Origin of the sequence: Pontibacter arcticus (assembly GCF_003284895.1) — a bacterium.
GTDB lineage: Bacteria > Bacteroidota > Bacteroidia > Cytophagales > Hymenobacteraceae > Pontibacter > Pontibacter arcticus.
Genome location: NZ_QMDV01000003.1, coordinates 344,143 through 362,836, shown reverse-complemented (window position 1 = coordinate 362,836; position 18,694 = coordinate 344,143). Strand labels below are relative to the sequence as shown.

The 18,694-nt window shown below is 46.4% G+C and carries 17 protein-coding genes; 13 read left to right on the top strand and 4 right to left on the bottom strand.

All coding sequences use genetic code 11. The annotated features are described in order from the left end of the window. Window positions 1–12 precede the first annotated feature (12 nt). Window positions 13–2,562, bottom strand: a complete 2,550-nt coding sequence (locus DP923_RS11115; protein ID WP_112305925.1) for a PIG-L family deacetylase — start codon at window positions 2,560–2,562, stop codon at window positions 13–15. A gap of 449 nt (window positions 2,563–3,011) precedes the next feature. On the opposite strand from DP923_RS11115, the gene DP923_RS11110 reads away from it, so the two are divergent. The 5 genes from DP923_RS11110 to DP923_RS11090 all read left to right on the top strand — a co-directional run bounded on the left by DP923_RS11110 (window position 3,012) and on the right by DP923_RS11090 (window position 7,919). Further along, window positions 3,012–3,707, top strand: a complete 696-nt coding sequence (locus DP923_RS11110; RefSeq protein ID WP_112305924.1) for a hypothetical protein — start codon at window positions 3,012–3,014, stop codon at window positions 3,705–3,707. Window positions 3,708–3,822: 115 nt separating this feature from the next. After that, window positions 3,823–4,488 (top strand): DUF2461 domain-containing protein, encoded by a 666-nt coding sequence (locus tag DP923_RS11105; RefSeq protein WP_112305923.1) that lies wholly within the window; start codon window positions 3,823–3,825, stop codon window positions 4,486–4,488. Then, window positions 4,489–4,878 carry a hypothetical protein gene (locus tag DP923_RS11100; RefSeq protein WP_112305922.1) on the top strand — a complete coding sequence of 130 codons (390 nt, stop codon included), beginning with the start codon at window positions 4,489–4,491 and terminating at the stop codon, window positions 4,876–4,878. A 379-nt stretch (window positions 4,879–5,257) separates the two neighbouring features. Continuing rightward, complete coding sequence (locus tag DP923_RS11095; protein ID WP_112305921.1) at window positions 5,258–7,261, top strand: GEVED domain-containing protein; 2,004 nt, start codon at window positions 5,258–5,260, stop codon at window positions 7,259–7,261. Window positions 7,262–7,469: 208 nt separating this feature from the next. After that, window positions 7,470–7,919, top strand: a complete 450-nt coding sequence (locus DP923_RS11090; protein WP_125047705.1) for a hypothetical protein — start codon at window positions 7,470–7,472, stop codon at window positions 7,917–7,919. Between the two features lie 36 nt (window positions 7,920–7,955). Here DP923_RS11090 and DP923_RS11085 read toward each other — a convergent pair whose 3' ends face one another. Then, entirely contained in the window at window positions 7,956–8,147 is a 192-nt protein-coding gene (locus tag DP923_RS11085) for a hypothetical protein (RefSeq protein WP_112305919.1), read from the bottom strand. Window positions 8,148–8,432: 285 nt separating this feature from the next. On the opposite strand from DP923_RS11085, the gene DP923_RS11080 reads away from it, so the two are divergent. From DP923_RS11080 to DP923_RS11060, 5 genes are all read left to right on the top strand, one after another. Continuing rightward, window positions 8,433–9,908, top strand: a complete 1,476-nt coding sequence (locus DP923_RS11080; protein WP_112305918.1) for an APC family permease — start codon at window positions 8,433–8,435, stop codon at window positions 9,906–9,908. Window positions 9,909–10,030: 122 nt separating this feature from the next. After that, on the top strand, window positions 10,031–10,684 hold the full coding sequence (locus DP923_RS11075) for an alpha/beta hydrolase (protein WP_112305917.1): 654 nt from the start codon (window positions 10,031–10,033) through the stop codon (window positions 10,682–10,684). Continuing rightward, window positions 10,681–10,932 carry a hypothetical protein gene (locus tag DP923_RS11070; RefSeq protein WP_112305916.1) on the top strand — a complete coding sequence of 84 codons (252 nt, stop codon included), beginning with the start codon at window positions 10,681–10,683 and terminating at the stop codon, window positions 10,930–10,932. The genes DP923_RS11075 and DP923_RS11070 overlap by 4 nt, the downstream gene beginning before the upstream one ends. Window positions 10,933–10,934: 2 nt before the next feature. Continuing rightward, the gene (locus DP923_RS11065; protein ID WP_112305915.1) at window positions 10,935–12,071 is read left to right on the top strand and encodes an NAD(P)/FAD-dependent oxidoreductase; all 1,137 of its coding nucleotides are present in this window, start codon (window positions 10,935–10,937) and stop codon (window positions 12,069–12,071) included. A 24-nt stretch (window positions 12,072–12,095) separates the two neighbouring features. After that, entirely contained in the window at window positions 12,096–12,722 is a 627-nt protein-coding gene (locus DP923_RS11060) for a hypothetical protein (RefSeq protein ID WP_112305914.1), read from the top strand. 776 nt (window positions 12,723–13,498) lie between these two features. Here DP923_RS11060 and DP923_RS11050 read toward each other — a convergent pair. Beyond that, window positions 13,499–14,113, bottom strand: coding sequence for a deoxynucleoside kinase (locus DP923_RS11050; protein ID WP_112305912.1), 615 nt, complete (start codon window positions 14,111–14,113; stop codon window positions 13,499–13,501). Between the two features lie 184 nt (window positions 14,114–14,297). On the opposite strand from DP923_RS11050, the gene DP923_RS16710 reads away from it, so the two are divergent. Then, a complete protein-coding gene (locus DP923_RS16710; RefSeq protein WP_165838180.1) occupies window positions 14,298–14,474 on the top strand; it encodes a hypothetical protein in 177 nt (58 codons plus the stop codon). Window positions 14,475–14,538: 64 nt separating this feature from the next. Here the strand turns inward: DP923_RS16710 and DP923_RS11045 are convergent, their stop codons facing one another. Continuing rightward, on the bottom strand, window positions 14,539–15,171 hold the full coding sequence (locus DP923_RS11045; RefSeq protein WP_112305911.1) for a DUF6565 domain-containing protein: 633 nt from the start codon (window positions 15,169–15,171) through the stop codon (window positions 14,539–14,541). A gap of 224 nt (window positions 15,172–15,395) precedes the next feature. On the opposite strand from DP923_RS11045, the gene DP923_RS11040 reads away from it, so the two are divergent. Together DP923_RS11040 and DP923_RS11035 are read left to right on the top strand one after the other, a co-directional pair. Then, window positions 15,396–17,837, top strand: a complete 2,442-nt coding sequence (locus tag DP923_RS11040) for a GAF domain-containing protein (protein ID WP_112305910.1) — start codon at window positions 15,396–15,398, stop codon at window positions 17,835–17,837. Window positions 17,838–18,467: 630 nt separating this feature from the next. After that, window positions 18,468–18,692, top strand: a complete 225-nt coding sequence (locus tag DP923_RS11035; protein WP_112305909.1) for a CDGSH iron-sulfur domain-containing protein — start codon at window positions 18,468–18,470, stop codon at window positions 18,690–18,692. The last annotated feature ends 2 nt before the right edge of the window (window positions 18,693–18,694 follow it).

Below are 18,694 nucleotides of genomic sequence, written 5' to 3'. Positions count from 1 at the left end.
ATACGTTAGGTCTTATTTTATACTTGAGTTTTCGGCGCTGCCTGTTCCGGCATTTTCTTTGTTTTTCTCCAGCGAAATCAAATTCGCGAACAGGCGGTAAGCACCAGGCACGCCGGCCGGCAGTTGCCTGAACCACGAATAACCGGTATAAATGTAGTTGCCTTTGCCATACTTGGCTATCAGTAAACCCCCATTACGCGCTGGCTCTCCCGGGTCGTTTGCCGAAAGTATGGCTTCAAATTCAGGGCTCCACTCGTTCGGGAAGTATAAACCACGCTCCTGCACCCAGCCTTCAAAATCTTTCTTTGTGATCTTGTTCGGGGCATTTAATACCGGATGGTTTGGCTTTATAAAGCGCACTTCACTATCTTCCACTGTTACCCTGTCGCGGGATAATTTAAGCGAATACGGAGCAATTTCGTTTGTAACCAGGTCGTGGTTGGTATTGTACTGCACAATCAAATTGCCGCCTTCTTTTACGTATTCCATTAAAGCAGGCTGGTGATGCTTTAATCTATCCACCGTATTGTAAGCCCGCACGCCAAGTATAACGGCATCAAATTGCTTTAATCTTTTCGGGTTGATTTCGGCATCTTTCAATAATGAAACTTCATAGCCAATTTGCTGCAACGAAACCGGGATCTCGTCGCCGGCCCCCATGATGTACCCAATCTTATCGCCTTTCTTTTCGAGGTCAAGTTTTACTGCTTTGGCTGTGGCCTCCGGAAAAGTGGTCTGGGCCGGGATGTGCGCGTAACTGATGGTGCTGATGCCTTTGTCATACGTCTTACCGTCTACTGTGGCAATTACTTTTAAAATAGCTTCCTGCTGGCCTTTCGGCGGAAAAACCATGAATTGTACTTGCTGCTCCGCGCCTTTCGCTTTCAGATTAAAAGGAATGGTAGCCGGTTCGGTGCGCCAGCCTTTCGGTAAGGAAATCGCAACATTGCCCGCTACATTTTCTTTTCCGGCTTTGATCAGCACATTCACCGGCTTGGGTTCCTGGGTGGCAAACATATAGACCTGCTCGCTCGCAGCCACAAAAACCGGCGGCGTTACCACAAACGGGCGGTATACTTCGCCATCTACCGGATCGGTTCTTTTATAAACAACAGGCACAGTTATATTAAGCTTCTGGCCGCTAATCTGAAGTATGAATTCTGCCTGCACGGCCGGCTTGTTTTCCGGAAGCCCCACGTTCTGCTGGCTGGCTACGGCAAACATGCCCAGTGTGCCTTTTTCCTGAAGCCAGTAGGGTTGCGAAGCCGGCATCGTAGCAGGAATGGTAGTAGTAAAACTATACTTGAGTGGCTGGTTATTCAACAGCGCTTTGTTGGTGGCAGAATCCTGGGAGGCGAAGCTATACTTTATACTTTGCAGTTTGGCCGGCACCGCAGACCGGTTGATGGCTTCCACATTTAGTTTTACTGGCTCTCCGGGCGTGGCAGCAAAATCAGAAGCCGTAACTTCTAAGTACAAACCCATCGCATGTTGTATCACCTTATCAATTTCCTGGAGCTTTACAGTTTTCCAATTGCTGGCTGGCAACTTATCCAGTGCTTTGCGGGCATCCAGCAAAGTGGCTACAACAGCAGCAGGCTCTGAGGGGTTATAAGTAGCAATGGCTTTTTGGATGAGCCTTTGTACCTGCTCGCCGCCTTTTACTTTGCTCCAGGTGGTGTTGATGCCTTCAAAAAGATTTTGGTCCGCTTTCTCGCCTTTGATATGTTGCAGGTACTCGATAGAAGTGCCGCGTGCGCCGGTCGAGCCAAAGCCCTGGCTTTTGTGCATGCTTCTGCTTTCGGCTGCCACCTCGCCATACGATTTTCCGAGGATAGGATTATAGCCGCCTACTTCAATTTTGGTCAGGGTCTTGCCATACTTCTCGAACTCTTCGGGGCTTTTAAACGACCATACACCTGTGTTCCAAAGCAAGCGTTTTGGCTGCCATACTTCCACATATTTTAATTGTTCCGGAAATCGTTTCGGGTTGCCGGCTGCTTCAAATGCTTCTTCGGCAAGTATAGCCGAAGCCGTGTGGTGTCCGTGTCCGGCCCGCTCATCTGGCGGAAAGCGCGTGATCATCACATCCGGCCTGAACTTGCGGATTGCCCAGACCATATCAGCCAGCACCTGTTCTTTATCCCAGATGGTAAATGTTTCCTGTGGATTTTTGGAAAAGCCGAAGTCGTTGGCGCGGGTAAAGAACTGGTGTCCGCCATCAATGCGGCGGGCCTGCAACAACTCCTGCGTCCGGATAATGCCCAGGCCTTCGCGTATTTCAGGACCAATGAGATTCTGGCCGCCATCGCCCCGCGTAACCGATAAGTAACCGGTGCGGTAATGCTGCTCGTTACCGAAGTAGGCAATCAGGCGCGTGTTTTCATCATCCGGGTGGGCTGCAATGTAAAGCACTGTTCCCAGCACATTCAGCTTTTTCAGGTCCTGCAGAATCCGGGCAGATGATGGTTTATTAGGCGTTTGCGCTATAACCTGTTGCATTATGGGTTGCAGAATCGCTACAAGCAGCAGCACAAAAAAGCGGAAAGTATACTTTCTCATTGGTTTACTTTGATCAGTTTTGGATAGCCTACAGACCGGTTGCTGTAATGCCTTCTGTAAATCTATAAAAATTGCATCAGCTTAAAATAACTTTCACGCATTCTTGCACTATAAACCCGCTGCATTCAGACAAACAACGGGTGCAGACCGTCAGAACAAAAATGGCGGTAAAAGGTGTTTTTCTATTCTTTAAAACCTGTAACTACACTTGTATAAACAACTTATCATCAACATATAGTTAAAATAAATTTATAATTAAATTGTAATAATATTTTACATATTCTATATTTGTAAACTTTTAAGATTGTATTGTTATATCGGCATTCGTGTGGTTGCTTCTTCGGATCTGCAACGAATGGCATTTTATGAAACTTAAAGCTAACGCTGTTATACTTTTATTTCCTGCCATTATGCCAACGCTTAACTTGTTCCTTTGCACAGCTTAACAAATGGCTACTTTACAGGAAAGTAAAATTGAGGACTTCGCCTTCGAACATCTTCATTCTTTTTATTATAACCGTTACAAAACCCGGAATTTACGCCTGGCAAAAAATCAGCACCATTGGCTTGGCGGTAAAGCGGACGGCTTACTTTCTTATAAGGATTCCGGCGACGATATTTTTGTGGCCACCATCAACACCAACGTTTCTTCCGAACTGTCTTTCCTGCTTACCCGCCACAAAAAAAGGGGCCTGAGCAAATGGCGATTGCTTACCTTTCTTATTTTACTGGTGGGTACCGCTTTTTTATGCAGGGAAATGCGCCTGGGCCTGCTCGGGATCGGGCTTACGCCTATCATTGCCTTTGCCGGTTTTATTGTTCACTCCCTTTTAGAGCGTAAATACCTTTTCCATAGAATCTCGAAGCTGATGGCTGAAGTAAGCGCCACGCCTGCCAACGAGCGCTGGCTGGGCCTGTCGATCAGTAGCCTAACTTTTCGCTGCAACTCGCTAGCACGCCATTTGCAGAACATTTGCAGGCAGCAGGGCATTGGCCTTATTACGGTTGGCAAGCGTTTTAAACTTGTACTGATGCATGAGCCTAAACACATTACCTGCGTGAAAGGCGATTTCCTGAGCTATTACCACGAAGAAGAAACCATCCGCACCTTACTTCAGGATGAGTCTGTGCTGCGCGTAGCCTAAGTTTATACTTCTCTTTCCTCTGTTACTTCTGAAAGTATAGAAATCTGTTTTTCTTGTTTCCGAAGTCACTTCTGTTATATTGCTTACTTTATTTTAAATCAGGATAAAGTAACAGATGGATATTCGGGTGATCATGCATTTTCTGGAGCAGTTGCAACGCCATAATTCCAAAGCGTGGATGGATGCAAACCGGCCGTCTTATATAGCTGCTAAAGAACAATTTGCTCAATTAGTAGACCATCTGCTCAGCCAGATCCAGGGTTTTGATCCGCTGCTGCACCAGGTTACCGTCCCGGAATGTATTTTCAGAATCAATAAAAATGATTTCTCCAAAAAAGGAGAAGCACCGTATAAAGGGCATTTTGGTGCAGGTATGTCGCCGGGCGGGCGGCACTCGGCCTACGCCAATTATGTATTTGTGCTGGAACCAGGCAACAGATCGAGGGTGGGCGGTGGCATCAGAGAACCGAAGTCCAAGCAACTGGCGCTTATCCGGGAAGAGATTGATTACAGCAACGGCGAGCTGCAGCAACTGCTGGATGCGCCCGATTTTGCTGCCAGCTTTGGAGGCCACCGCACCAAACAACTTAAATTAATGCCCAAAGGCTACCCTAAAACCCATCCCGAGGCAGCATTGCTGCGTTATACCGGGTACCAGGTGCTGCATTATTTTACGGACGAGGAGGTACTGAGCCCCGATTTTACTGAACAGATTTTACCGTATTACAGGCAAGTAAAGCCTTTTAATGATTTTTTAAACCGATCCATAACCGAAGTATAAGTGACCTACAGAAACGATTTGCGCCTGATAGCTACTTTAGCGTTTTCAGTGGCTATACTTACAGCGGGCTGCCGTGGCGAAGAACCCAAACGTATGCCCGATACCATACCGGAAGCGCACGGCTACCTGACCAACATTAAACGCACTTCACCTAAAAACAACAAAGAGTCTGCTACCTTGCTGGTCGCGCCTTTAGACAGTGTAGAGGCAAAGTATACCCGCGCAAGTATAAAGATCGACCAGAACACGTTGATAGAAACTGCTACGGGCAAACCCATGAAAATTGAAAACCTGCGCGAAGGGCACGAAATAGAAGCCTGGTTTATTGGCGATGTGCAGGAATCTGACCCGGTAACGGCCCAGGCAAAAGCCTTACGTGTGATCGAATAACTTATGAGCAGTACAAGTATAAACTGTTTTCCAAAGCAGTTTATACTTGCCTTTCCTTTCTGTTAGCTGAAGTATAAAACCGCTGCCAGCTTCTCTCCTTTCTGCTTATCAATACTCCTGAAAGCAAGTATAAATGTGCTGCTTTTGCGCATCTGTTCAGGCCGCTTATACTTCTGAAACTGGAATGTATTCTTTCCTGAACATTTCTATCTTATTGACATACTGATGGTTAAACACCAGTATCAACTGCCGTGGAAGATGGTAAAATCCTGGGAATAAGTGGGTAAAACCGCGCTGAATTTCATCCGGAAAAACAGCAAATCCGTGATTCAAAAATCACATTACTCAAACCTATTCCTAACCTTTTACCTTGTACCACATGCTTAAACATTTACTCAGCGTTACGTTATTCTTAACACTTGCCATCTCCTCGGCTTTTGCCCAGGAGCAACGCACCTGCCACACCATGGAAACCCTCGAAAGGCTGAAAAAAGAGGACCCGGCCATGGCCTTGCGGATGCAGCAGATCGAGCAGCAAACCACCAATTACAGGAACGCCCGCACTTCCGGAGCCGGTAACATAGCCAGCGCCGTTGGTGTAGATGAAGTGGCCACGATAAATGTGGTGGTACACGTACTTTACAGAACTACCCAGGAAAACATCAGCGATGCCCAGATCCAGTCTCAGATTGATGTGCTGAACGAGGATTTCCGGAAGTTAAATGCAGATGCAGGCAATGTGCCTTCTATGTTTGCCGGCCTTGCTTCGGATGTAAAGCTGCAGTTTAAGCTGGCTACCATTACGCCAACAGGCGCGCCCACTAACGGCATTACCCGAAAATCTTCTACCAAAACATCCTGGGGAACAAACGATGCTATGAAGAAAGCTTCGGCTGGCGGCACAGACCCGTGGGATACAAAACGATACCTGAACATCTGGGTTTGTAACATTGGAGGCGGCATATTGGGTTACGCGCAGTTTCCGGGTGGCAGCGCCGCTACCGATGGTGTTGTGGTGGGCCCGCAATATTTCGGTAGAGTCGGGTACCTTTCTGCTCCGTTCGATAAAGGTCGCACTGCCACGCACGAAGTGGGCCACTACTTAAACCTGCGCCACATCTGGGGCGATGCCAGTTGCGGAAACGATTATGTTGCCGATACGCCCACCCAGCAGACATCGAACGGCGGCTGCCCAACTTTCCCGAAACCAACCTGCAACAATTCCAGCGATATGTTCATGAACTACATGGATTATACCAATGACGCCTGTATGAACATGTTCTCGGTTGGTCAGAAAGACAGAATGCGTGCTTTATTTGTAGCAGGTGGCGTTAGAGAGGCCCTGGTAACTCCTGTACAGACTGCCTGCGTGGTGCCATCCAACCTGTCGGCTACTGCTATTACCAACACATCGGCCACGCTTAACTGGAGTTCGGTTTCAGGTGCAACTTCCTACAGCATGCGGGTAAGAGCACAAGGCACTACTACCTGGTCTAATTTTACGTCCGCAACCAATGCTTATAACGTAACCGGCCTGGCACTTAACACCACCTACGAGTATCAGGTGAGCGCAAATTGCAGTACCGGCAGCTCGGCTTACTCAGCTACGGCTACCGTAAAAACCACCGGCGGTACCACTACCCCAACCCCAGCAACCTACTGCGCCTCCAAAGGAAACAGCACCTCAGACGAATGGATACAGAAAGTAACGTTAGGCGCTATCAGCAGCACTTCGGGTAACAACAATGGCTATGGCAACTATACAAACCTGACTACTACCCTTACCAAAAGCACCTCTAACACCATTACCATAACGCCGGGTTGGGCAGGCACCAAGTATAGCGAAGGTTATGCCGTTTGGATAGATTATAACCAGGATGGCGACTTTACGGATACAGGTGAGCAGGTGTATAGCAGAACCAGAACAACGGTAACGCCGATCAGCGGGTCGTTTACAGTACCTGCTGCTGCTTTAACGGGCGCAACCAGAATGCGTGTGGCTATGAAGTATAATGCAACTCCGACTTCCTGCGAAACCTTCTCTTATGGCGAAGTGGAAGACTATACCGTTAACATTGCAACCAGCTTAACCGCAAGACCCGCCACTGCCAGAACAACACCAGGAAAAAGCGCAGGAGTGCGGATTTATCCAAACCCAACCGAAAACGGCGAAGCAACGGTGCAGTTTCTAGTAGCAGATAATAGTGATGTTGAACTATCTGTGGTGGATATGACAGGCAAAAAAGTGGCAGGCAAAACCTGGAATGATGTTTCCGGAGCGATTGAGCATCCCCTGAACCTGAGCACCCTAAACAAAGGCATGTACCTGATCATGATCCGGAACGGTAAAGAGAAACTGACTGAAAAACTGATCGTGCGGTAAGCTAAGCGTTATTTTTTCCGGAAAAGCACAGGCAGCCTTTGTCTGTGCTTTTTTATGGTCGCAGCTTACAGGGCTTATACTTCAACCACTAACATTAATTTAAACAGCAATTATACAGAATAAAGGACTGAATTAAATCACAAACGTATAATTATGAAAAGAAAAATTTGTTATTTATTCCTAAATATCAGCTAACCTATTGCTATAGATGGCTCGCAGAAAACAATCCATGCATCTGAAGCAGTTCTTAGAAGAACCTGTAGCGCTTAAAACAGCGATGGGCGACGTGTATTTTACACTTCAGCAGGAGAACGATTATACGCTGGCAAAATGGTACGGTAACATTACGGCTGATGATGTGGTAAAGGCATCCAGAACTTTTCTTCATTTCCAGAGGATATATCCCTGCTCCAAACTTTTAAACGATAAATCTGAAAGCACCGGCGACTGGCAGGAAGCAAACGACTGGCTCGAATTTGAATGGGTACCTGCCGCAGTGGCAGCAGGCCTCCGGTGTATGGCGCACATCTACTCTAAAAGTATGATCACGAATTTCTCGGAACATGACTTTTTAGCGAGGCCAGCCCCCCACTTGCAACTGGCAGAATTTACTGACCTGGCTACTGCTGTTAAGTGGCTGGAGCAATGCGAGCTATAACCCCATAAGTTACCGAAAGCCTGCCGGGGCGTGGTATTAATAGTTGGCAGCAATTACAGGCTTGCTGGCTACAATCTCCACTGTATCCAGTGTTACGTGCAGCATAGGTTCTTCCAGTTTAACATCAGTATACTGTAGGGGAGCGGCAGGTTGCTTAACTTGTACTGATTCGTTGCTAACGATACCAAAACCTAATAATGAAGCGGATAAAAGAACAATGATTTTCATAGTAGTAGTTTTTTAGTTGTTTATGACTGATTAATGATTCAAAGATATACTATAGTACTTTGTAATACAAGGTACTGTTTAGTTTATTATACCAACACCCGTAATCTTAGGTTAAAGTGCCGGAGTTTAAAGACAAACTGCCTGGCAGCTTTCGACTAACTCCTCCTTTTTCACTCTGTTTCAGCTACTTAAAATTTATTATAGCTACGATCCGAAAGTATGGCAACTCAGCAAACCTGTAAAAGCCGTATTTTTAGTTATATTAGCTGCCTCTAATACTAGTATATGCAATCAACACATCAACAGGAAACCCCAGTAGAAAATCAGAAAACGGGCTTTAAGCGCGAAATAAACCTTTTTGATGCCATCATGATCGTGACAGGCGGTATGATCGGGTCGGGTATTTTTATAGTAACTGCAGATATTTCGAGGCAGGTCATTTCGCCGGGCTATATGCTGCTGGTATGGGCCATTTCCGGCTTCCTCACTATTGTCGGGGCGATCAGCTATGGCGAGCTCTCCTCTATGTTTCCGAAAGTGGGCGGCCAGTATGTATACCTGAAAGAGGCTTTTAACAAAATGGTGGCTTTCCTGTATGGCTGGACACTTTTCCTGGTAATCCAGACAGGGATTATTGCAGCTGTTGGCGTTGCTTTTGCCCGTTTCACTGGCGTGCTTATTCCATGGTTCAGTGAAAGTAATGTGTTACTGAACATCGGAAGCTTCGAATTTACCAGCGTACAGCTACTGGCTATATTTATCACGATCTTCCTGACCTATGTAAACTCAAGAGGTGTAAAAGAAGGCAAACTGATTCAGAACATCTTCGGAAGTACCAAGCTGATAGCGCTTTTCGGACTGATCATCTTTGGCTTGCTTTTCGGGATAAACGACACGGCTGTGCAAGCCAACTTCACTGATTTCTGGGGAGCAAGCGGATCTGAAACCGCTGTACCAACCGGCACGATGCTGATCTCAGCACTGGCTATGGCCATGGTAGGCGCTCTTTTCTCTTCTGATGCCTGGAATAACATCGGCTTTGCCGGCGACGAAATTGTTAACCCAAAGCGTAACATTGTATTAAGTATGGTTTTGGGCACAGTGCTCGTAACAGTTATTTACCTGCTTATTAACCTGGTTTACCTGCTGGTGCTGCCGATACACGGCCTGGATAGTGCTACGGGAAGTATGGCACTGGGCATTGCCAACGCTGAGAACGACCGGGTTGCCACCGCCGTTGCCGAAATTATCGGTGGGCCGGGCGCAACCATTGCCATCGCAATCCTGATCATGGTGTCTACGTTTGGCTGTATTAATGGCGCGGTGCTTTCGGGTGCGCGGGTATACTATGCCATTGCCAAAGACGGCCTGTTCTTCCCGAAAATGGCTAGCTTAAATAAAAGTGGCGTACCAGCTTTTGCGCTCTGGATGCAGTGTATTTGGGCATGTATACTTTGTATTTCAGGTAAGTACGGCGACCTGCTGGACTATGTGATCTTTGCTGTGATGCTGTTTTATATCCTGACTATTATCGGGGTATTTGTACTTCGCATCAGGCGCCCGGATCTGCCACGCCCGTATAAAGCGTTTGGTTACCCCATCTTACCGGCCCTTTATATTGTACTGGCTTCCGGTATCTGCGTGGTGTTGCTCATCGAAAAACCAGCGTTTACATGGCCGGGCCTCATCATTGTTTCGCTCGGGATTCCGGTTTATTATATCTTCCGGAATAAATTTAAACAGCACAAAGATTCCGAATAAACAACAAAGGCCGCTCTCGTTAGCGGCCTTTTTGTAAACTGTAACTTACCTTTCTCTCCGAACCTAATTCTGATACTTGAGTTTAACCAGCCTTTTCAGCGTGCTGCGCGTATTTCTTTTTCATGAGCAAGATATACTTTATTAGCGGGTTAGGCGCAGACTGGCGTATGTTTCAGTTTTTAGATCTACCGGAACATATCCGGAAACAACACATCCGCTGGATTGCTCCTCTGCACCCCGACGAGCCCGTTCAGGAATATGCATTGCGCCTGAAAGAGCAGATCACAGAGCCTGATCCCATCCTTATCGGGTTGTCGTTTGGTGGTTTGGTAGCAATCGAGCTGTCTAAAATACTGGCTTGCCGTAAAGTGATCATCATTTCAAGTATGGCTACGCGCCACCATCTGCCCCAATATTACCGCGTTTTAGGTAAAACCAGGCTGCACCGCTGGCTGCCCTTTCCGCTCATGAAAAGCATTTACCCGGTAGCGCCTTTCCTGTTCGGGGCACATACAAAAGCAGAACGGACCGTCCTGAAAATGGCGATCCTGGATATTGATGAAACGTTTCTGCGCTGGGCCTTGCAGCAATTACTGGCCTGGCCGCAGCAGGAAGTGTTGCCCGGGCTGGTACAAATACACGGTACCCGCGACCTTATTCTTCCCCTTTACCCACACCCCGAAACCATTTGCGTGCCCGGCGGCGAGCACCTGATGGTGATGCACAATGCCGACCAAATTAGTAGTATCTTGAACCGGATTTTAGAAAAAATATGAACACAAGCAAATACATGGCACTTTTAGCGAACGGCCAGAGAGTAGACCTGACGCATGCCACCATCCTGAAAAGCAATAACCTGTACCCATTCGGGCCACATAACTACGCTATTTACGAAGCACCCGAAGGTATTTTTGTGAAAGGCCTGAACAACGGTGAGCGCGAGATCATGCTTACTTCTTTTGAGCTGATCGAAGAAACCGAGGCACGTACGTATGATCATCCTTATTTCAGAGAGGATAACTAAGTATGGAGTTCAGCTTCTGGGAGAAAAACACTTATTTCAGTAACCTGGATGTGCTGGTTATTGGCAGCGGCATTGTGGGCCTGAACGCCGCCCTGCACCTGAAAACCACGCAACCAGGTTTAAAAGTAATGGTGGTAGAGCGGGGTTTGCTGCCAAGCGGTGCCAGTTCTAAAAACGCGGGTTTTGCCAGTTTCGGGAGCGCCTCCGAACTGCTCGACGATCTGGACCATCATACAGAAGAAGAAGTTTTTGGGTTAGTGGAACGCCGCTGGCTGGGCTTGCAACGATTGATCCGGAACTTAGGTAAAACAGCTTTGGATTACCAGACCTGGGGCGGTTACGAGCTTTTCGCAAACGATCCGGAGCTTTACCAGAAATCCATGGAAGGTTTAGGCTATTTAAACCGACACCTGGCACCTATTATCGGTGAAGCGGAAGTTTACCGCCCGGCCAATCATAAAATAGCGCAATTCGGCTTTCGGAAGGTAGATACCCTGATCGAGTGCGTGGCAGAAGGCCAGATCGATACCGGCAAAATGATCCTGGCACTTACCCAGAAAGTACAGGCGTTAGGTGTTATCATACTGAACAACCTCGAAATAAAAGCACTCCACGATGATGGAAACAACATAACTGCTGTAACAGACAAGGATTTTATACTTCAGGCTAAAACTGCTTTGGTAGCCACCAACGGCTTTGCCAAACAGTTGCTGCCCGAACTGCCCATTGTGCCGGCCCGCGCGCAGGTACTGATAACCAAACCCATCCCCGGACTCAAATTAAAGGGTACTTTCCACTTCGACAGAGGCTATTACTATTTCCGTAACTTCGGAGACAGGGTACTTTTCGGAGGCGGCCGCAACCTCGATTTTGCATCAGAAGAAACCACTACATTTGGCCTGACCGACCTGGTACAACAGCGCCTGGATCAGGTTTTACAGGAAATCATACTTCCGGATACACCTTATGAAGTAGAACACCGCTGGTGCGGCATTATGGGCATCGGCCCCGAAAAAACGACCATTGTGCAGCAGGTTTCCGGTAGAGTGAGCTGCGCGATACGGCTGAGCGGCATTGGCATTGCAATCGGCTCTCTGGTGGGCGAAGAAGGTGCCGAATTGGTGCTGAAACAACTTTAACTTATACTTTACTTTTTATACTTTATGCCACAATATACTTATTTCCTGGACGATGAACAGCAGAAAAAACTTGTCATCACGCGTAAATTTACCTGGAAAGAACTGCAGGTGTATTTTAACGACGAGCTGATTGGTAAGGTAGATCATAAAGCGGAGTTAACAGAAGGCAGAACCTTTACCCTACCCGACCAAAGTATACTTTCACTTAAACTGAAATCGGGTTTTGCCGACCAACTGGAAGTATTACGTAACGGCCAGCCACTGGCAGGGAGCGCCACCGATATCGACCAGATCGTGCGAAACGCGTGGCAGCTTATGCTTTTTCTGGGGGCTTTAAATCTGGTGCTGGGCTTATTAAATTATTTCTGGGATATTGATTACCTGCAGGCGTTAGGTACCGGGTTGGGCAGTTTTATACTCGGTCCGGTTTATATTGGCTTAAGTATAGCGATCAGGCGTTTTTCTGTTCCTGCTTTGTACGCTGCCATTAGTATACTTGTACTGGATATTATACTTTCTGCTTACATGGCTTATGCAGGTATTACCGAAGCCAATATGGGAAGCGGCGTACTGGTAAAATCGTTCTTTATCTATACGTTGTTTAAGGCCATCGCTCCGCTCAAAGAGCACAACCGGCAACAGGCAGCATAAACCCTTTAAAAACAAAAAAGAGATCAAACGTAAGGTAAGATCTCTTTTTCAGGAATATTGGGGTGTTACGCTGTTTTCCATTTAAGTGCGCGTTGGGGTATAATTAGGTTTGTTCGCCTGACTGCTTCTTTCTCTGACTGGTAAAAGAGCTGGTATTCTTCCTCACTCATTTCTTCACGTAGTGCAATGTGGAATCTGCTTAGTTCCGGATACTGCCGATAGCGCTCCTGTCGCTCGCTAGGGCTGTTGGTGTTAAAATCATAAAAGCTTTTCATAGCATTTTTGTTCATTAAAAAATTGAAAATGAGACAGTTCAGAAAGATAACATACTACAAACCAAGCGACAGGGTTATGTATTTACCGCAACTAACCCGGAAACAGGTTCCGTATAAATTGCGCTTTTCAAAAGCAAAATCAGTATAAAAGCCTAAAACGGCCATATTTTCATAACTTATTAAGGATTAAAATTTTACACAACTTTACCCATTTTTTTCTGGATAAGTATAAAGCCATACTTTCCGGAAACAAAAAAGGCAACACATATCCGTGTTGCCTTTTTTGTTTTCCGGAAAGTATAATTTAAAGCTGTTTAGCGTTTTCAATTATAGCGCCTAAACCCGCCGTTGTTGGTGTTTTCACCGACAACTATACTTTACCTGATTAGTGCTTGCTGGTGAAAACACACAGCAAGGGCTGCAGAAATTTATTTGTTTAAAAACGCTAAACAGCTTCTACGTTTATACTTTCAAAAACAGAAAGTATAGGTTTAACTGACGTTAAAACAAACCGTACAGCTCTGCCTGAATTTTTTCTATAATGGTACCGAGGTCTTCGGGGTTGGCCACAAAATCGAGGTTGTTTACATCTATCACCAGCTGCTTGCCCAGGTTATAACTTGCCATCCAGGTATTGTAATGCTCATTCAGGTTGCGGAGATAATTGATACTGATGCTGCTTTCGTAATCGCGGTTACGTTTTTCGATCTGTCCGATCAGTTTGGGCAAATCGGCTTTCAGGTAAATAATCAGGTCCGGCGCTTTTACCATACTGATCATCGACTGAAATAAGGCGAAATAGTTATCGTAATCGCGGGTGCTCATCATGCCGGACTGGTGCAGGTTTTGGGCAAAAATGTGTGCGTCTTCGTAAATGGTACGGTCCTGGATTACGCTGCGGCCATTGGCCTGTATCTGCTGCACCTGCGAGAAACGGCTGTTCAGGAAAAATACCTGCAAATGAAACGCCCAGCGCTCCATGTCTTCGTAAAAATCTTTCAGGTAAGGGTTATTATCAACAGATTCGAGGTAAAGATCCCATTTAAAATGCTGTGACAGTTTGGTAGCCAACGTCGTTTTGCCGGCGCCAATGTTGCCAACTATTGCAATGTGCATAATGTAAGGTGTTTTTAGTAAAAGCCGTTTACAAAAGTACGCCTTTTAAGATAGACCAAATGGTTTGAACAGCAGAACTTACCCACCAGTTTTCAACATCATAACACACACTGCACGTACGCCGCTTCTGAACCTGCCTGCGCCTCAGCCGTAAACCACTACTACAAACTTAAAACCGAAAGCTATGACAAAAGGACACAACCAGGAAGACGAACGTAAAAACAATCCTGAAGCAAAAAATACCCAGAAAAACCCGGGCGAGAACCGCCACTTAACAGACCAGGACAAAGATAAAAGCCGCCAGGGCCGCCAGGCAGACGAAGACCCGTCGAACGGCACAAAAGGCAAAAACTCTATTTAACAGTAAATAAAAAAAGCCCGGCTATACTTTATAGCCGGGCTTTTTTTATACTTCAGGTTAGGAGTTAGTTGGCTTTGCGCCGGTTGTCATAAGCATCTTTGGCCTCGCGGCTTTTTTTGAGGGTGGCAAACTCTACCTGCAGGGCAGCAATCTTTATTTTGTCGCTATTGGTCAGTTCACCAAAAACATCTGCTTTGCGCGCATTCAGCTCTCCGAACACAAACTCGGCATATTCCCAGTCTCTCAGGCTCCAGTTGCGGCGCTGCTCACGGGTATAATCCAGTAAACTGATGTAGGCATCGCGTAGCTTAGCTGCTTTTATTTTGTCGATTTTGGTGGTGCCGGTCATAGTTCTTTCCCAACGTTCCAGCTCGTGGCCATCCAAGTCTACCGTCTCCACTTTCTCGTTTTCGGCTTCCCACTCCTGGTACTGCTGCTTTATGTCCGTATACTCTGCCTTCGATTTTTCTGATAGCTTTTTGGTCTGGCCATCCAACGAATAAGTCAGGTTTTTATACTCCTTCTTCACGTTTGGCCACTCATTCTTAATCACGCTGTCGGCCTGCACGGAGCGGGTACGCATCCAGCTACGGAGTTCGGCCAGGTCTTTTTCAAGCTGGCTTTGCGATTGGGCCTGCGAGGTGCTAACTAAACTAATTAAAAACAAGACACTTAGTGCAATTTTGAGCTTCTTCATAGTAATAGGTTTATACAATAATGCTTCACGAAGTATAAATATTGTGCCAGTTGTATATTTATACTTACAAGAAGTATACTTTAATAAAGAAAATAGAGCAATCGCGTTAAAATTACATAACCTTTAGTAGTCATACTTCATCTTTTAAAGCCTGTTTGCGTTTAAATAGTTAATTATCTGTTTACCTGCCGCAATTTAAGCAGGAGCATTCTAATCGCCATCACATGACAGTACATAACAGAAGCAGCTTCCACGAGTCGGTTGTTTCCATCACCAACAGGAATGCCGTTATCCTAAGCGCTACTACTTTTCCTTTTAAAACGACGTTCAGCCTGGCGCCGCTTATTGCCTTTTGGGAAAAAAAGTTAAAAACCGAGCCCAATTACAACAAAGCGCGGGTGCAAAAACTGGTATCGCAATTAAATGAAAAGCCTGAGCTCCTGCTGCCAATTCCGGATATGAAAGTGCTGGACGAAAACATTGATCTGGTAGACCTGCTGATGGAAGATATCTTTCCGGGAGCACTCTGGGAAAACGACCTGAAAGCGGTGGTGGCACCGTTCCAGTTCGAGAGCTTTTATTCAACGCCAAAACTGGAAGAACTGCACCTGCTGGGAGGCGATAATTATACCGAAAAATTGAACCTGGACCTGCAAACGCTACTCTTCCGCCAGACGTTATCAGCCTACACGCTTATACTTGATAAGTTTTATAACGCCAACTTCACCGTTGATGAGCCCTTTATTTTTACCATCAAAGATAAATTCACGACCCTTGACCGCCATTATAAACTCACCATCGACCTGAAGTTTATGGAAGTAAAGGCCAAAGGCGAACTTAAAAAGCTGACGGCCCAGGAAATCAATTACCTGATAAACCGCTACAACAACCTGGATTTGTGGATGAACAAGTTGCCAACCGATAATTTCGAGTTTTCCGGCTTCTCTATTTACGATTTCACGGATGTAACCAATGAAGAAACGATCTCCTCACTGCGCTATGATCTTTTAAACGAAGACGCAGTGAGCACACCGGAAGGTTTCCAGAGTTTGCAGCAGAAACTGCGTGTGCTCTTTGGCTTGCCCGGCATCCAATTGGGTATTGCCTCCTGCCCTGCCCTCCAGGATTTTGACCTGGCTTATGCCCGTAAAATATGGAACGGCCTGGTGCTAACCCACGATTGCAGCCTGAAACTGGACGACCTGAAAGGCTCTATTTACGAACCAATCATAGAGCGGGGCGTAACCATTGTGGTCGAAAACCTGAACGTGTTGCCGGAGCCTACCCCCGTGGAACAGGCTTTGCTCGAAGCCGGCATTCGTAACCTGATCATCGCGCCGCTGCAGTACGAAGGTAAAATAATTGGTTTCCTGGAGCTGGCTTCTCCTATTCCGGGCGAACTGAATGCGTTGTCTACGATCAAGTTAAAAGAAATACTACCGCTTTTTGCCCTTGCCCTTAACCGTAGCCTCGAGGAATTACGCAGCAGTGTTCAGAACATTATCAAGGAAAAGTATACCGCTATCCATCCGATTGTAGAGTGGCGTTTCACGCAGGCGGCCACCAACCTCCTCGAGAAAATGGAGCGCAATACCAGCCCGGAAATAGAGCCGATCGTGTTCAAGGATATTTACCCGCTTTACGGTTCTTCGGATATTAGAAGCTCGGCTACAGAACGAAATAAAGCCATACAGGGCGACTTGCTGGAACAATTGGTACTGGCCAAAGAAGTTATACTTGCTGCCAAAGACAATTTGCCGCTCACAATTCTGGATGAGCTTATTTTCAAGATCGACAAGTTCTCGCAGAGCATCATGCACGAGCTAACGTCGGGCGAGGAATCGGTTGTACTTGATTTCCTGAGAACGGAAGTAGAGCCGCTTTTCCCGCATTTCCTGCAACGCAACCAGACGGCCGCAGATGCCATACAAGTATACCGGGCAGCTATTAACAACCCGTACAAAGTAGTGTACAACAAGCGCCGCTCATATGAGGAAAGCCTCTTTATGATCAACGAGACCATCTCCTCGTTCCTGGACAGAGAGGAAGAGAAAGCGCAGCAGATTTTCCCGCACTACTTCGAGAAGTACCGCACCGATGGGTTTGAGTATAACATTTACATTGGTGCTTCGCTGCTACAGCATAATACCTTTGAGCCGTTGTATCTCAAAAACATGCGCCTCTGGCAACTGATGCTAACCTGCGAAATTGCCCGCCGCATCCAAAAATTACGTGCCATCCTGAAACTGCCGCTCGAAATCACGCAGCTTATACTGGCCCACAGCGATCCGATTTCGATTAGGTTCAGGCTGGATGAAAAGAAATTTGATGTGGACGGCGCTAATAACATCCGTTACGAGATCATCAAAAAACGTATTGATAAAGCCACCATTCGCGACACTGAAGAGCGCCTGACCCAGCCCGGTAAAATTGCTATTGTGTACACGCAGCCGAAAGAAATGCAGGAATACATGCGTTACATCGAGTTCTTGCAGTCGGCAGGGTATGTGGCGCAGGAAGTGGAGTTTGTCGATCTGGAAGAAATGCAGGGCGTACCCGGTTTAAAAGCGATCCGCATTATGGTAAACCTGAACGAGGAATTACAGCATGATATTGATGCCGGCGATGAACTGCTCAACATTGCACAAAGTGCCAGTTTGAATTGATTTGTACTTTTGCTGACGTGATGGATGTGTGGGTTTATACTTTGCTGGCATTGTTTCTTTCTCGGCTTAATTGGAAAGCTATTATTGCATAGTTGGTTTTCGCGCTCGGCGGCCGCGCTGGCCGCGTTTTCGCCTTCAGCGCTGTGTTCATTCCCTGCCGGGGGTAGGGGCCCTCTATAAAACGGCTGCTGCGCACCGGAAATTCACAAGGCGCTGAAGGCGAAAACTGGAAAAGTTTTTTCTTCGATCAGCAAAGTATAAATCAATTCACAAAACGAATTATAAATTATACTTCTGTAAAGAGCACTAGACCTTAGCCAGGTGCACCCTTCGACAATTCGCTGTTTGAGCGTCAGCGAGTTTCGAATTGTCTTGATTCTTTTGCTTACTTTTCTCATCAAGGAGAAAAGTGAGGCCTAGCCGGCGAGGCGAAAAAACCAACTACACAGCAAGAACTTCTCAATCAAACAAAGCGACCAGCAACGCTAGCAAAGGATAAATACCAATCAAAGTATAAATCCTGAAGTTAATTCTAGACTTCTGACCAAGCCTATCTTCTCCTATAGTATAACATGTAAGTATAAACGCTAAAGAATGCCTATATTTGTTTAGATTAGACTTTCAAAAAACATGGCAACTACAAAACTTACAGTAAACAACAACGGCTCGCTTCGGATAGAAGGCGATTTCGAAATAGTAGATAAAGACGGTAATGTGTACGACCTGGGCGGCAGAGACCTGGTGTCTGTTTGCCGTTGCGGTCTTTCTAAAAACAAACCATTTTGCGATGGTTCACATAAAGGGCATTTCGAGCACGAAGCCGTAGCCTTTAACCTGCCACCAAAAAAGCAGTAACC

Excerpts from the sequence above, each read along its gene's own strand:
- DP923_RS11115 (WP_112305925.1), bottom strand. The coding sequence starts at position 2,562 with ATGAGAAAGTATACTTTCCGCTTTTTTGTGCTGCTGCTTGTAGCGATT.
- DP923_RS11110 (WP_112305924.1), top strand. The coding sequence starts at position 3,012 with ATGGCTACTTTACAGGAAAGTAAAATTGAGGACTTCGCCTTCGAACAT.
- DP923_RS11105 (WP_112305923.1), top strand. The coding sequence starts at position 3,823 with ATGGATATTCGGGTGATCATGCATTTTCTGGAGCAGTTGCAACGCCAT.
- DP923_RS11095 (WP_112305921.1), top strand. The coding sequence starts at position 5,258 with ATGCTTAAACATTTACTCAGCGTTACGTTATTCTTAACACTTGCCATC.
- DP923_RS11090 (WP_125047705.1), top strand. The coding sequence starts at position 7,470 with ATGGCTCGCAGAAAACAATCCATGCATCTGAAGCAGTTCTTAGAAGAA.
- DP923_RS11085 (WP_112305919.1), bottom strand. The coding sequence starts at position 8,147 with ATGAAAATCATTGTTCTTTTATCCGCTTCATTATTAGGTTTTGGTATC.
- DP923_RS11080 (WP_112305918.1), top strand. The coding sequence starts at position 8,433 with ATGCAATCAACACATCAACAGGAAACCCCAGTAGAAAATCAGAAAACG.
- DP923_RS11075 (WP_112305917.1), top strand. The coding sequence starts at position 10,031 with ATGAGCAAGATATACTTTATTAGCGGGTTAGGCGCAGACTGGCGTATG.
- DP923_RS11070 (WP_112305916.1), top strand. The coding sequence starts at position 10,681 with ATGAACACAAGCAAATACATGGCACTTTTAGCGAACGGCCAGAGAGTA.
- DP923_RS11065 (WP_112305915.1), top strand. The coding sequence starts at position 10,935 with ATGGAGTTCAGCTTCTGGGAGAAAAACACTTATTTCAGTAACCTGGAT.
- DP923_RS11060 (WP_112305914.1), top strand. The coding sequence starts at position 12,096 with ATGCCACAATATACTTATTTCCTGGACGATGAACAGCAGAAAAAACTT.
- DP923_RS11050 (WP_112305912.1), bottom strand. The coding sequence starts at position 14,113 with ATGCACATTGCAATAGTTGGCAACATTGGCGCCGGCAAAACGACGTTG.
- DP923_RS16710 (WP_165838180.1), top strand. The coding sequence starts at position 14,298 with ATGACAAAAGGACACAACCAGGAAGACGAACGTAAAAACAATCCTGAA.
- DP923_RS11045 (WP_112305911.1), bottom strand. The coding sequence starts at position 15,171 with ATGAAGAAGCTCAAAATTGCACTAAGTGTCTTGTTTTTAATTAGTTTA.
- DP923_RS11040 (WP_112305910.1), top strand. The coding sequence starts at position 15,396 with ATGACAGTACATAACAGAAGCAGCTTCCACGAGTCGGTTGTTTCCATC.
- DP923_RS11035 (WP_112305909.1), top strand. The coding sequence starts at position 18,468 with ATGGCAACTACAAAACTTACAGTAAACAACAACGGCTCGCTTCGGATA.